Origin of the sequence: Flavobacterium sp. (assembly GCF_025352425.1) — a bacterium.
Classification (GTDB): Bacteria; Bacteroidota; Bacteroidia; order Flavobacteriales; family Flavobacteriaceae; genus Flavobacterium.
In genome coordinates this window covers 42,959-57,321 of sequence record NZ_JANXTI010000031.1, presented here as the reverse complement: position 1 = coordinate 57,321, position 14,363 = coordinate 42,959, and the positions used below count along the sequence as shown (strand labels likewise).

13 protein-coding genes are annotated in these 14,363 nt (G+C 34.5%); 3 read left to right on the top strand and 10 right to left on the bottom strand.

What is annotated here, in order from left to right; genetic code table 11:
• Positions 1-16: 16 nt before the first annotated feature.
• Genes Q0Q99_RS04155 through Q0Q99_RS04140 form a run of 4 tightly spaced genes read right to left on the bottom strand, consistent with a single transcriptional unit; the run spans position 17 to position 6,591 of the window.
• Positions 17-874: a class I SAM-dependent methyltransferase gene (locus tag Q0Q99_RS04155; RefSeq protein WP_293891879.1), complete on the bottom strand. Its 858-nt coding sequence runs from the start codon at positions 872-874 to the stop codon at positions 17-19.
• 54 nt (positions 875-928) lie between these two features.
• Positions 929-2,800, bottom strand: coding sequence for a tRNA uridine-5-carboxymethylaminomethyl(34) synthesis enzyme MnmG (mnmG, locus tag Q0Q99_RS04150; protein ID WP_293891876.1), 1,872 nt, complete (start codon positions 2,798-2,800; stop codon positions 929-931).
• Position 2,801: 1 nt separating this feature from the next.
• Positions 2,802-3,224, bottom strand: a complete 423-nt coding sequence (ybeY, locus tag Q0Q99_RS04145; protein ID WP_293891873.1) for an rRNA maturation RNase YbeY — start codon at positions 3,222-3,224, stop codon at positions 2,802-2,804.
• A complete protein-coding gene (locus Q0Q99_RS04140; protein ID WP_293891871.1) occupies positions 3,217-6,591 on the bottom strand; it encodes a DUF4175 family protein in 3,375 nt (1,124 codons plus the stop codon). The genes ybeY and Q0Q99_RS04140 overlap by 8 nt, the downstream gene beginning before the upstream one ends.
• A 130-nt stretch (positions 6,592-6,721) precedes the next feature.
• Here Q0Q99_RS04140 and gltX point away from each other — a divergent pair, with 130 nt between their 5' ends.
• The gene (gene gltX / locus Q0Q99_RS04135; protein WP_293891868.1) at positions 6,722-8,227 is read left to right on the top strand and encodes a glutamate--tRNA ligase; all 1,506 of its coding nucleotides are present in this window, start codon (positions 6,722-6,724) and stop codon (positions 8,225-8,227) included.
• A 27-nt stretch (positions 8,228-8,254) separates the two neighbouring features.
• On the opposite strand, the gene Q0Q99_RS04130 is transcribed toward gltX, so the two are convergent.
• Positions 8,255-9,685 (bottom strand): hypothetical protein, encoded by a 1,431-nt coding sequence (locus tag Q0Q99_RS04130; protein WP_293891865.1) that lies wholly within the window; start codon positions 9,683-9,685, stop codon positions 8,255-8,257.
• A 59-nt stretch (positions 9,686-9,744) separates the two neighbouring features.
• On the opposite strand from Q0Q99_RS04130, the gene Q0Q99_RS04125 reads away from it, so the two are divergent.
• Positions 9,745-9,957: a hypothetical protein gene (locus Q0Q99_RS04125; RefSeq protein WP_293891862.1), complete on the top strand. Its 213-nt coding sequence runs from the start codon at positions 9,745-9,747 to the stop codon at positions 9,955-9,957.
• 415 nt (positions 9,958-10,372) lie between these two features.
• On the opposite strand, the gene Q0Q99_RS04120 is transcribed toward Q0Q99_RS04125, so the two are convergent.
• Together Q0Q99_RS04120 and Q0Q99_RS04115 are read right to left on the bottom strand one after the other, a co-directional pair.
• Positions 10,373-11,437, bottom strand: a complete 1,065-nt coding sequence (locus tag Q0Q99_RS04120; protein ID WP_293891859.1) for a hypothetical protein — start codon at positions 11,435-11,437, stop codon at positions 10,373-10,375.
• Positions 11,438-11,467: 30 nt separating this feature from the next.
• The gene (locus tag Q0Q99_RS04115) at positions 11,468-12,112 is read right to left on the bottom strand and encodes a PorT family protein (protein WP_293891856.1); all 645 of its coding nucleotides are present in this window, start codon (positions 12,110-12,112) and stop codon (positions 11,468-11,470) included.
• Between the two features lie 78 nt (positions 12,113-12,190).
• Between Q0Q99_RS04115 and Q0Q99_RS04110 the strand changes: the two genes are divergently transcribed.
• Positions 12,191-13,177: an SPFH domain-containing protein gene (locus Q0Q99_RS04110; RefSeq protein WP_293891853.1), complete on the top strand. Its 987-nt coding sequence runs from the start codon at positions 12,191-12,193 to the stop codon at positions 13,175-13,177.
• Positions 13,178-13,205: 28 nt separating this feature from the next.
• Here Q0Q99_RS04110 and Q0Q99_RS04105 read toward each other — a convergent pair whose 3' ends face one another.
• Genes Q0Q99_RS04105 through Q0Q99_RS04095 form a run of 3 tightly spaced genes read right to left on the bottom strand, consistent with a single transcriptional unit; the run spans position 13,206 to position 14,142 of the window.
• Positions 13,206-13,460 (bottom strand): DUF6327 family protein, encoded by a 255-nt coding sequence (locus Q0Q99_RS04105; RefSeq protein ID WP_293891850.1) that lies wholly within the window; start codon positions 13,458-13,460, stop codon positions 13,206-13,208.
• Positions 13,461-13,462: 2 nt separating this feature from the next.
• Positions 13,463-13,816, bottom strand: a complete 354-nt coding sequence (locus tag Q0Q99_RS04100; RefSeq protein ID WP_293892178.1) for a competence protein — start codon at positions 13,814-13,816, stop codon at positions 13,463-13,465.
• Positions 13,813-14,142, bottom strand: coding sequence for a YtxH domain-containing protein (locus Q0Q99_RS04095; RefSeq protein ID WP_293891847.1), 330 nt, complete (start codon positions 14,140-14,142; stop codon positions 13,813-13,815). Before Q0Q99_RS04095 ends, Q0Q99_RS04100 begins: the two co-directional genes overlap by 4 nt.
• Positions 14,143-14,363: the final 221 nt, after the last annotated feature.

Below are 14,363 nucleotides of genomic sequence, written 5' to 3'. Positions count from 1 at the left end.
AACTCAGTGTTGTGCTTTATATCGCTTTTTGATGGTTTTTTATAATATAAATATGGGAAGAATACTCTTTTGTTTGGTTTCCGCTTTGATTTGATTTTAAACCGACAAAAAAAGCTTTAATATAATTCATTTTGCCTGTTTTATATTTCTCTGATAATAAGCTCACATAAAAGCTGTCAAATTTCATTGGAAGTACTCCAATTAATTTCATTTCCTTTTCTGCAAAAAGTCTATCAATTGCCGTTTTCGAAAAATGCCAAATGTGTCGTGGTACGTCAAACCCTGCCCAAAATCTCCCATAATAAGTAGCGTCAAAAGATTTGAAGTTTGGAACCGCAATAAAAATTGTTCCGTTTGGTTTTAACAGTCTTTTCAATTCTGAAATATATTCGTCAAGATTAGTTACGTGTTCTAAAACGTGCCACATTGTAATTATGTCAAAAGAATAAGTTTCTAAATCAGAGAGTTTATCTGCAAAGTTTATTCCTTTATTTTGAGCAATTGCCTTTGCTTTTGTGCTTGGTTCGATGCCTATTATTTGCCATCCATCTTTTTTTGCTACTACTAAAAAATCTCCAGTTCCTGCTCCAATGTCTAAAATTTTCCCTTTTTGAGATTGCGCATTAATTAATTTTACTTTGTTTTTAAGCGCAATGTTTTTAATTAAATGATATATTCTTTCAAATAATGAACGCTTTCCATCAGTGTGGGAAATATAATCTTCACTGTCATAATAGCGCGGTAACTTTTCCGGACTTGGCTTCGGAAACGTAATTAATAAATCATATTCCGGGTTGTGATGCAATTCGAAAATTTCTTTTGAAACCGAATAATCTCTAACTTTTTTAAAAAAAATATTGTTTTGAAAACTCATAAAAACACTGTATTGATAAGGCTTGTCAAGTTTGGTTTCACGTGGAACGTAAAGCTATCTACCCATGTAAATTAATAAAACAGAAACGTCGGCTGGTGAAACACCGCTGATTCTTGAAGCTTGTGAAATGGTTACAGGACGAATATTACTTAACTTTTGTTTCGCTTCTATCGACATGGATTTAATTTTATGATAATCGAAATTCTCAGGGATTTTAATGTCTTCTAATCGAATTAATTTCTCCGCATTATTCCTTTCTTTTTCAATATAACCGGAATATTTAACCTGAATTTCCGCCTGCTCGACAATCTCTTTATCTAAATCATTTTCCGCAACGTAATCTTTAACTTTATCAAACTTAAGAAAATCATCTAATTCGATTTGCGGACGCGAAAATACTTTAAACATTTTATCAGACTGAATCATTGCTGAACTTTCTTTGGCTTCCAAAATTGGATTTGCTTCTTCTGGTGTAACACTCGTTTCTTTGAAAAAATTTACCATTTTTTCGCTTTCATTAAACTTATGCTCCATTCTGCGTAATCTTTTTTCAGAAGCTAATCCAATTCCATAAGCCTTTGGTGTTAACCTAAAATCGGCATTGTCTTGACGTAATAGCGTTCTGTATTCGGCACGCGATGTAAACATCCTATACGGTTCTTCAGTTCCTTTTGTAATTAAATCATCAATTAGAACTCCGATATAAGCTTCATCTCGACGCAAAATCATTGGCTCCTGTTCTTTTACTTTAAGGGCAGCGTTAATTCCAGCCATCATTCCTTGTGAAGCTGCTTCTTCATATCCTGTTGTTCCGTTTATTTGCCCTGCGAAATACAAACCTTCCACTAGTTTAGTTTCAAGCGTGTGTTTTAACTGTGTTGGTGGAAAGTAATCATATTCGATTGCATAACCAGGGCGAAAGAATTTAACCTTTCCAAATCCTTCCACTGAACGCAAGGCTTTAAATTGGATATCTTCTGGTAATGAGGTTGAGAAACCATTCACATATACTTCAACTGTGTTCCAGCCTTCCGGCTCAACAAATAACTGGTGCCGCTCTTTATCAGCAAATCGATTAATTTTATCTTCAATAGATGGGCAATATCTTGGACCAATACTTTTAATTCTCCCATTAAACATAGGCGAACGATCAAAACCTTCCCGAAGAATATTGTGAACTTCATTTGAAGTATAGGTCATATGACAAAGCAGTTGCTTTGCTAAGGGTTTTGTTTCATCAGAGTATGAGAATTTATCTGGAACATCATCACCCGGTTCTTCCCTCATTTTCGAATAATCCAACGAACGGCCATCGACTCGTGGCGGTGTTCCTGTTTTCATCCTTCCGGCTTCAAAACCGGCTTTGACTAAGTCGTCTGTAATTCCGTATGCTGCACTTTCACCTGCCCTTCCTCCGCCAAATTGTTTATCACCAATATGAATTAATCCGTTTAAAAAAGTTCCATTTGTGAGCACAACAGTTTTAGCTTTGATTTCGATTCCCAGCGAAGTAACAATTCCTTCAATCTTGTTATTATTGATTAAAAGGCCTTTCACCATTTCCTGATAGAAGTCAAGATTAGGAGTTTGTTCCAATCTCAATCTCCATTCTTCAGCAAAACGCATTCGGTCTGACTGTACTCGTGGAGACCACATTGCCGGTCCTTTTGATTTGTTCAACATCTTAAACTGCACAGCTGTATTATCAGAAACAATTCCGGAATATCCTCCAAGGGCATCAATCTCCCGCACGATTTGTCCTTTCGCAATTCCGCCCATAGCCGGATTACATGACATCTGGGCAATGTTCTGCAGACTCATAGTAACCAACAAGGTGCTACAGCCCAAATTCGCTGATGCCGCTGCTGCTTCACAACCCGCGTGACCAGCGCCCACAACTACTATATCGTACTTTTCTAAAAACATTTTAATTTTGTTTCACGTGGAACATACTCATTTTTTCTTCTTCCTTTTGACGCATAAGTTTTTCGTCTTCCTCGCTTTTATCTTTGTAACCACAATAGTGTAAAACTCCGTGTACAATTACACGTTTTAGTTCGTCTTCAAAATCAACATTGAAATCAATAGTGTTTTCACGTACTCTTTCGATAGAAATAAAAATATCTCCATGTAGCTCGTTTCCTATGGAATAATCAAAGCTAATGATGTCTGTCAAGGTGTCGTGACCTAAGTATTGTTGGTTAATTTCCAACAAATAATCATCGTCACAGAAGATATAATTAATCTCTCCTTCCATCTTTACTTCAGAACTGATTACTTTGGAAAGCCAGTCTGAATATGCGGTTTCATCTGCTAGTTTGAAGTCTAACTCGTAATTAAAACTAATCATTGGTTTTGAAATATTCTTGAACCCTTTGGTTAAAATTTGAGCGCAAAGGTAAGCTTTGTCTATTTAAAATTTCAATACTGTTCAAATATTCCTGAAGCTTGCTTGGTAACGGAGTTGCGAGATTATTAAATTCTTTCTTATTGGTTTCGGATTGCCGCTTCGTATCTTGCCCTTGCTGCTGTAATGCTTTATCTAATTTAAGCAATTCATATTTTACGTTCAAAATTTTTTGAAGCGTTTCATTATTAAAACCTTTATTCAACAATTGCTTTTCAATTTGCTTCATTTGATCCAAAGAATTTTGACCGTTACCTCCAACTCCTTGCTTCTTCAATTCTTTTTCCAGGGCTTCACGTAATTGTTGTTGCTCTTTGTAAATTTCCATTATAGCTTTTGCGTCGCCTTCTCCTTCCTGACCATTCTCGCCACCTGGTTTATTGCCTTTTACATTCCCGCCCTCACCTTTACCGTCGCTCTTCCCATTGCTTCCTTTTTGACCGCCCAGTCCTTGTCCGTCTTTTTCTCCTTGACTTCCTTCCTGCCCCTCGCCGGGTTTATCGCCTTTTTTCATTCCTTTTTTCATCTTTTCTCCAAGACCTTCTTGCTTCTTAATAATATCCGGCAATTGCATACCTTGCCCCTCACCTTGCCCAGGTTTTGGTTTTCCGGCTCCTGAACCCGACATTTGCATCTGCATTCCATTTAAAATATCACTTAACATATCGGCCAACTTGTTAGAAGACGAAACCGCATATTGTTGGTGAGAATTTCCTTTTGGAACGTTAGCTTCTGCCAACGTTTCAATGGCCCTATCAACGTTATACTGAACGTTCCCAATTTCTTTAGTAATGTCTTCCGCTATTTTTGGATTTCGCAATGACATCGCAAACAAACTATCGTCAACATGTTTAAATTGTTGTTTTAAATCTTGCTGGATTTTTAGATTCTTATTAAATGACGGGGGGCCGCGTTTAAGATTCTTAAACTGCTTCATTACTTCTTCCTGAGAAAACGAATATGCCAAAAGATTATCCAAAATCTGACGCAGCATCGCTACATCTTCTTCCATCTGTTCCATATCTCCAGACTCCATTTGCTCCTGCATTTTTTGTCCCATTTGCTTCATTTTTTTTGAAGCACTTTTCTGTTTGGGCTTGGCCTTGTCTTTTTGCTGTTTCTGCAATTGATCTTTTGCATCTTTTAAATCTTCATCGATGCTCTTTTCCTTATCATCTGATTTAGGCAAATCCATCGGAGATTTAAGTTCCTTATTGTCTTTTTCTAAATCATTTAATTCATCCTTAATTTTATCAAATTCCTTATTGATTTCGTCTTGCTTTTCTGCGTTGTTCTCATCCGTTTTGTCGGCTAACTTATCTTGCTTTTCTGCAAGTTTATTTATTTTATCTGCTATTTGCTGCGCCTTTTTCTCAACATAATAACGCTTAGTCAGTTCTACCAACTGTTCTAAACTCTTAGTCTGATTTTTACTTGCTTGTTCGAATTTCTCCATTTTATCAAACAACTCCTCTTTACTGATCTTATCATTCAACTTTTGAAGTTCTTCTAATAGCTTTTTATTTTTTTCTATTTCTTCTTTTGACTTTTCTAATCTATCCTGAAGCAATTCTTTCTTCTCATCCTTCTTTTCTGATTTAAACTGCTCTAAATTATCCTTCATCTTCTCTGAAAACTCTTTCATCATTTCGTCCTGTTGCTTTTGACGCTGAATAAAGTCGTTTACTTTCTGCTGTTCTTTGTATTCTAAATTGTCTTTTTCCTTGCCCATTTTTTGCAATTTATCCAATTCCGAAAGTTGCTTGTCTTGCGCTTTTAATGATTTTGACATGGAGTTGATATTCTCATTTTGCTGTTGCATTATTTCGTCCTGCTTTTCAGTTTCAGTTGAAATTCTGTTACTAAAAACAGACGATTTAGTGCTTTTGTAATTATGAATTGCATCGTTATCAAAAATTTCAAAATAATATTCATACGAAACACCTTCTTCTACCGGAAGATTACTCGGAAAAGAGAACACAAACTGATCATAGATATCTCTCTTGACCGAAATCGCAGCTTTCTTAGCTTGATTCGGAGTGTCTTTTGGATAATACACAATTTGCAGTTTAGACAAGCCGTAGTCATCTGAAACCTGCCCTAAAACAAAGTTTTTATTTACTTTTAAACTGTCTGGCGCATTGTTTACATTGATTGTCGGATATTGATCTTTAATTACCGAAATCTGATAATTCAGTTTTTCATAATTCTGAACTTTGTTATTTGATGTTAGAATTTGGTAATCCACGTTCTGAAGAATGCTTTTAGTCAACGAAAACATATTGTCGTTTTTAGCAAAAGTGTAATGCGCACTTTCGTTTACCCAATCTACTTTTTGCGTGGCCAAAGTATTCATTCTCCATGTAACCTGTGTTCCTTCGGGAATGATAGCATTACCGGTTCCCTTGATGACTTCTGATTTTTTGTTTAGGTAATTAGGGAAATTCAGCGCCATCTCAAAATTGGCAATCGATGGAACTGTAACCACTTTCAATTCATAATCATGTGAAGAAACATCATTGGCTTCAATATGAAATTCTAAATCTTCAGATGGTTTCGGAATAACAAATTCAAATTCACCGGCCTTATTACTTTCCATATAATAACTTTCCTCGCCAATGAAAATCATAGCATTTTCTGGAATAACTTTTCCAACGGTTTTTACTTTTAAAAGGAAATCCTTGTTCTGTTCTGCTAGTAAATTACTGTTCAAGACTTCAAATTCAAATGGCGCGGGTGGTAAAAATTGCTGTTTAAAATGCACCACACGATTCAAACTTTGTGAAATCAGATTGCTGTTCCCAGAAAGATAAAAGAACGCAAAAAACAATATCGGGATTATCGCCAAAGGCAAATATTTTTTATTGTTTCCGAGGTTTATGGCGTTTCCAAAAGGTATTGGCTGTAATGTATTTGCTTTTTGGTCGATTGATGCCGCTAACAATTCCGATTTGTTCCTGTCATAAGATAGCTGTAAAAAGTTAGTCAGCTTATCTTCTATTTCGCCAAAATGATTTCCAATAATAATTGAAGCTTCTTCATAATCAATACCTTTTTGAAGCTTAGCTAATTTGAATACCGGAAAACAAATAAACCGAAAAAACAAAAAGAGTTCAACGAGAACAAAGGTGTAAAACAATACCGTTCTTGCCGTTGGCTTAAGCCACAGGAAATATTCTACGAACAAAGTAAACAGGAAATATAGCAAACCAATTCCGACAAAGAAAATGAATCCCTTCAGCAGTTGATTAGTATAATACTTATTGATAAAGCCTTCTAATTTTTGATATATTATTTTTGAATTGTCCAATTTTATACTTTCTTTTTATAACCGATAAATGTACAATTTTTACCGAATACCTAAGCGTTAAAAGTTTGCCAAAGAAAATTCGTGATTTCGTGGCTAATTAAATTTTATCTTTGTCGAAAATTTACAAAAAATGTCAAGACCTGTAAGAGTTCGTTTTGCACCAAGTCCAACCGGACCTTTGCATATTGGTGGAGTCAGAACTGCATTATTCAATTATTTATTTGCCAAAAAACATACCGGTGTCTTTTATCTGAGAATAGAAGATACTGACCAAAACCGCTTTGTTCCGGGAGCTGAGCACTATATTTTCGAAGCTTTGGAATGGTTAGGAATCGCGCCAAGCGAAACCGTCGGAAAGAATGAAAAGTTTGGACCATACCGTCAATCCGAAAGAAAGGAATTGTACAAAAAATACGTTGATCTCCTAATCAATTCGGGTTGGGCATATTATGCATTTGATACAGCGGAAGCTTTGGATTCAGAAAGAAAACAACACGAAGAACAAGGAAAGACTTTCATCTACAATTGGCATAATCGTGAAAAACTGGATACTTCCTTAGTAATTTCTGAAGAAGAAACAGAAAAAAGAATTGCTGCTGGCGAAACTTATGTAGTGCGTTTTAAAACGCCGGTAAACGAGACTTTGCACCTGCATGATATCATTCGTGGTGATATTAGTTTTGAAACCAATTTGTTAGACGATAAGGTGCTATTTAAATCTGATGGAATGCCAACGTATCATTTGGCGAATATTGTTGATGATCATTTGATGGAAACTTCACATGTAATTCGTGGTGAAGAATGGTTACCATCGATGCCTCTACACTCATTATTATATAAAGCATTTGGTTGGGAAGCGCCTGAATTTGCTCATTTACCATTGATTTTGAAACCTATTGGTAACGGGAAATTATCAAAGCGTGACGGCGATAAATTAGGTTTTCCGGTGTTTCCTTTGGAATGGAAAAGTGAAGAAGGTGTTTCTTCAGGTTATAGGGAAAAAGGATTTTTTCCGGAAGCAGTGATTAACTTTTTGGCTCTATTAGGCTGGAATGACGGAACTGACCAGGAATTATTTTCATTGGAAGAATTGGTTCAGAAATTTGATTTGAGCAGAGTTCATAAAGCTGGAGCAAAATTTGATCCTGATAAAAACAAATGGTTCAATCATCAATATTTACAAAAGCAAGACGACGAAAGCCTGGCAAAAAGTTTTGCTCCAATTCTGTATGAAAAAGGAATTGATACCGATTTTACAACCATAACAAAGATTGTTTCACTAATAAAAGAACGCGCGAATTTTGTTTCCGAATTTTGGGAAATGAGCAATTTCTTTTTTGAAGCACCAACGTCCTATGATGAAAAAGCAGCTAAAAACTGGAAGGAAGACACATCCGCATTGATGAGTGAATTGATTTTGGTCATAGACACTATTGACGATTTTACTTCCGCAAATATTGAAACCAATGTAAAAGACTGGATGACTCAAAACGAAATAGGAATGGGAAAAGTTATGCAGCCATTCCGTTTGAGCTTGGTTGGCGCCCTGAAAGGCCCTCATCTTTTTGATATTGTTGAATTGATTGGGAAGGATGAAACCATTAAACGTTTAGAGAAGGCAATCGATACTTTATAAAAAGAGCCCCGAATAATCGGGGCTTTTTTATTCCTTAAATAGGGTTACCTTGAAATACGTTGCATCGTCGCTCTCCATTAACCAAACACCCTTGGATGTAATAAAACTATCGAAAAAAACATCCCCTTTTTTAACAACTCCTCTGACATATTTGTCGACTTTCGGATTTAAGCCCAAGGCGATTAGAGTGCTTCGGCTACAGTACCTATCAGTTCCAATTTTAATTTGAGCAAAAACCGAATTCATATCCTCACCATATGCATACATTTTGCGGGTTCTTAAATCGCCGCTCATAAAAGATCTTTTCACTAGTTTTCCCGAGGATTTGTCGATTACAAAGAAATGATTGTAAAGGTCGGTCATTCCGCCCTTTTCTCCACTAATCGAAATGACAACGTTATCATCATCCATAAACTCATAAAGATAAATACTTGAAAATTTCCATAACAATTTGAAATCATTAAAGCCTTTCTTATCATCGTCTACTGGATAGAACTTCTCCCAAATTAAATTACCTTCTCTAGAAAATTTGTTGATGTAGAAACCGATTGGGTCTTTTTTAGAATTCATCTCCACCCCGTAAACATAAACCTCGTTTGTTTTGTTATCAACGTAGAATTCATTAAAATCTAAATCTTTCGTTGGAATTACAGATGTATCAGCATTATCCGGAGCATTTATCTCGTTTTGCGTAGTCGAAAATGTAGCAAAATAAGATAAAAACCCTTTTGTCAAAGTGGTCTTATATGCATAGTCATTGATTTTCTTTCCGTTCAAATCATAAATTGTTCTGTAAAGAACACTTGAATTATTATTTTTAGATATTGATTTTGTAATAATCTCAATATTACTATCGGTATTAAAAATAGGTCTAAAGGATACTCTTTTTGGAGTTTTAATATCTTTTGTTTGCAATCTCTGAATATCTACCTTCTCAAGAGCAACGGTATTCATGGTCTTTTTGGCTATATCGTATTTTGTAAGATAGATATCTTTTTTTTCGATGTTTATCGACCCTTTACCTTTATCATCAGTAAGTATAACGATGTATTTATCATCGAAAAAATTATCATACTGATTAAAATTGATAAAGTCCTTATTATCTATAATTTGCTTTTTGGAATTTTCAATTACGAACCCTTCTTTGGCGTCAAATCCATCTTGATAGATACCCTTTAGGGCGTCATTTTTGGAAGAATAATTAAAATATCTGAATTTTTCGTTGTCAATTACTAATTCACTTTTGCCATTTTCGTCTATTGAAATCGCGTTATAGAAAGGAGGTCTAACTGTGGAGGTTCTTTTGAAAGCTTCTAAAACTACAAGTCTGTTCTTAAATGGTAAATAGTCATATTTTATTAAAGATTTTACTTTGTCTAAATTTGACTCATACACTGTGATTTGGGCTGTTGCAGACACGCAAACAAATGCAAAACAAATAGTTATAATTTTCTTCATAAATTAATTCGTTCTAAATATTGATTTTCAATTAGGATTCATCAAATATAAGAGTATTAATGTATTTTCCTTATTGGTTACAAATCAAAAATAACCTGCGCAATATTTGTCCAAAGGTTTCCTTTGAAGCAATCGCCGTTATTGAAGGCTTTCAGCCTTTCCGTTTGAGCTTGGTTGGCGCCCTGAAAGACCCTCATCTTTTCAATATTGTAGAACTGATTGGGAAGGATGAAACCATTAAACGTTTAGAAAAGGCAATCAGCAGCCTATAAACCCAACTTCATTTGCTTGTTGGTTATCTGATACCGTTTACTAGTTATTCGATAACGTTTTTTAGTTACTCGATAACGCTTAATAGTTATCCCGTTACATTTAATAGTTATAGAGTAACGCTTATTAGTTATCCCGTAACGTTTAATAGTTATTCGATAACGTTTATTAGTTACTGAGTAGCGCTTATTAGTTATTGAGTAACGCTTATTGGTTATTCGATAACGTTTATTAGTTACTGAGTAACGCTTATTAGTTATTCTATAATGCTTATTAGTTATAGAGTAACGTTTATTAGTTACTGAGTAGCGCTTATTAGTTATTGAGTAACGCTTATTGGTTATCGAGTAATGACTAAATAAAGAACCACTTTGTTTATAAAAAAAAGCCCCGACTAAATCGGGGCTTTTTTATGTCTTATTCTTCATTACACCAATAATATGAAGTTGAACCTCCCATTTTTTTGTCTAACAAAAAGGTAATTTTTGTGTCGTAGGCAAAACTTCCTTTTTTTCCTGTTTCGCTTGTAATAGTAATAGCATGGATTTTACCATTATCATCACATTTAATAATCCCGTCCTGATAACTTATTATTTTATATTTTGTTTCAACATCTTTGGTTATGAAAGAGATTGAGCCATCCTTAATGACTATGGTTCCTTTAAAGCTATAATCTGTCATTTTTGTTCCGTTACTACCCATAGGAGTGGCGCTAATCTTTCCAAAGTAATACTTTTGTTCTGCTAAGGAAACTGGTGCTTCAACATCTGTTTGAGTTGATAAATTCTCTTGTTTTGGTTTGTCGCAATTACTATAGATTGGAGTTGAAAAAAACTCATCTATATTTGACATAACTGATGCCAAACGATCTAACATCTTACCAGCGCTTTTTGAATATTTAGTGTTTTCCTGTCTTTTTACAAGACCATTATTAAGCCTATCCATCACTTCTTTACAATCTGAAAAGTATCTTGTTATTTTATCTTCTGTTGTTTTTCTAATTTTTTCATATTTCTCTCCTGACAATGAAGATGTCTCCATTTTTTCCAGAACCTTGTCATTTTCATCTAATATGTAACAAATGAATTTAACCATAGCTCCTCCTCCATGATCTAAATTAGGGCCTGTGTTTGCTGTAGTATTTATTTTATTGTATCCGGTCATTTTTTTTCCTTTTAACTCAGCAAGGGTGAAATAAAGCTCATCATGCTTTTCATCTGCCAGTTTCATTCGCTTCATATTGTATTCTCCTAAAATACCCGAATTGATATTCTTGAATTTTATCAATTCTTTGCTATCATTATTTGGAGTTTTATATACTGTTTTCTCCTGCGAAAGCTGAATGTCAAAAAAGTTATCATCAACAATTATTTTCTCATTGTCATTAGTTACAATAAATGATTTTTGAGAATATAATTTTGTTGTAGATACAAAAAGTATTGCTGCAAAAAAAGTAGCTTTAACTAAATAGTTCTTTTTCATAATATTATTGTTTATGAGTTTATTGATTTTTTATAAATTAAAAATCACCTGACCATTTATCGTTCCCAAATTTCCTTTAAAACTATCGCCATTATTCAAAGCTTGTAAGCTCTGATTCTTATTGAGTTTATTCAGAAAGTTAGTAAATCCATATTCATAAAAGAGCACGGCGCGTATTACTTTGCTTCCTGCAGAAACGCCTAAATAAAAATTTCCGCTAACGGGAGAAACATCAACAATGTCATTCGCTTTGAGCATCGTGCCTTTAATAGTCATATTTTCATCAGAAGTTGAAAGCTGTAATTTCCCGTTGATCTGTAAAACTGGGCCAAAATCAATAGAAACATGATCTTCAATCACATTATAGCTTAATAATAATCGAACCTTAGCTCCCTGAATATTGTATTTAATTTTTTGGTCGAAAGAAGATTCCAAAGAAAAATTATTTGAGAAAAACTGCATACCATAAATCATGCTCCAGTTATTATAATAATTTCCTCTTACCGAAAGTCCACCGGAAAAACCTAATTCGGGCTTAGCATCAAAATTATTTGTGAATAATGTTGTTTGTGAAAGCCCGGCCGAAAGCCCAATTCGGTTTCCGTCCCGGTAGCCTGTTTGTGCAAATCCAAATGATGAAATCATCAACAAAAGGATTGTCATTTTTTTATTCATGAATTCGTAACTTTTAATTTGTAACAAACATACATTTTTTTCGTACAACAACTTTACTAACCTTTAATTTACAAAATTATGCCATTTATCTTCATCATTCTTTTTCTTGGTGTTATTATTTTATTTTCTTCTTTCTTTACGGTAAAACAACAGACGGCGGTCGTTGTTGAGCGATTCGGGAAGTTTTTAAGTATCCGAAATTCTGGTTTGCAGCTAAAACTTCCAATTGTTGATCGAATCGCCGGTCGAGTGAATCTAAGGATTCAGCAATTGGATGTTATGATTGAAACACAAACCAAAGACAATGTTTTTATTAAAATGAAAGTTTCTGTACAGTTTAAGGTAATTCCTGAGCATGTATATGAAGCATTCTACAAATTGGAATATCCGCATGATCAAATCACGGCTTATGTATTTGACGTAGTTCGTGCCGAAGTGCCAAAGTTGATTTTGGACGACGTTTTTGTTAGAAAAGACGATGTAGCCATTGCTGTAAAACGCGAATTAAACGAAGCAATGACAACGTATGGTTATGACATTATCAATACTTTGGTTACCGATATCGATCCGGATATTCAGGTTAAAAATGCAATGAACAGAATCAACGCTGCCGAAAGAGAAAAAACTGCAGCCATGTTCGAATCAGATGCGCAAAGAATCCGAATTGTTGCCAAAGCCAAAGCAGAAGCAGAAAGCAAAAAATTACAAGGTCAAGGTATTGCCGACCAACGTAGGGAAATTGCAAAAGGTTTGGTGGAAAGTGTTGATGTTTTAAACAAAGTTGGTATCAATTCGCAGGAAGCTTCGGCTTTGATTGTAATTACCCAACATTATGACACGCTTCAGGCAATTGGTGCGGATACTAATTCAAATTTGATTTTGTTGCCAAATTCTCCTCAGGCCGCGAGTGATATGTTGAACAATATGGTAACAAGTTTTACCGCGTCAAGCATTATGGGTGAACAAATGAAAAACCAGCCAAAAAGAGTTAAGAAATCAGGAAATCATTCTTCGTTAGATTATAATCCATCCGACACTTCTAACCCGGAAGAACCAGCAAAATAATCTTATTTGTATTTAATTAAAAAGAGGCTTAATTGCCTCTTTTTCTGTTTATAAACCAATTAACGGCGTAAGGAACTGCTATCTTTAAGACGGTTCCAATTATTCCACCAGTTGCTTTTTTATAAATTTCTCCGACTAAAGAAACCGACTTTGAAGGAATGATGCTCTGCTTCGTTTTATCAATACTCTGCACTATTTTTTGATAATGAAAATCTCTTTCAGCTTTCAAAGCTTTTATATCGTGATCTATTTCGGCGTAGGATGAATATTTTTTCGTTTCCATAGTTAGTCTTCGTTAAAAAATATTTCTGAGAATTTCTCCAAGATTGGTCCTTCGACAATTTTATCTTTTACCAAAAATAAAAGAAATGCGGCAACCAGATAAATTCCGGCTACAGCCAGAAATCCTAAAACGTAATTATCTAAAGCTTTCCCTATTACCAATGCTCCGGCAACAGAAATAAACAACAGGAAAATCACTAAACAAATTGCAATCAGTAGAAATTTAAAAATTAAAGTCGTTGACTTCATCGCTACTTTAAAACCCCAAAGTTTATAGTATGAAATATTGCTTTCAATGTAGGCTTTGGCGTTTTCCTGAATGTCTTCTACGTTTTCTTTTAATTCTTCCAACATTATTTTTGAAGTTTGGAGTTTTGCTTTTTAAGTTCAGCTAATTTCTCTTCCAAAAAGTTAATAGCTTCTTCGGCTTTGTAACTTGTGTCCGAAAGAAAGCTTTCCACTTTTACTTTTAAATCATCCTTAGCATTCGAGATTTTTTCTTTTGTTTCATCATCTAGAAAGTCCAATTTAGATTTTGCCTGATCTTTCAAATCGTCAATTCTGTTTTTTACTTTTCCTCTCGTTTTCGAACCTTTATCCGGTGCAAATAAAATTCCGATTCCGACTCCGATTGCTGCACCTATTAAAAGTGCAAGCGTACTTTTTCTATTATTACCAGACATGATTTTAAATTTAATTTTAGGGAATTTACGAATTTTAGAGATACGGCGTACTAAAACGTTGTTAAACAATCGAAACTTAATTAGGAGCGAGATGCTAAGTTTAAGAATGAAATGATGTATTGGCTTATTCATTTTTTAAAAACGCCTTAAAATCAATTTATGAAGGCTGATTTTAATTACTAAAATTTATGCGTTTTTAAATTCTTATAAGATTTATAAAT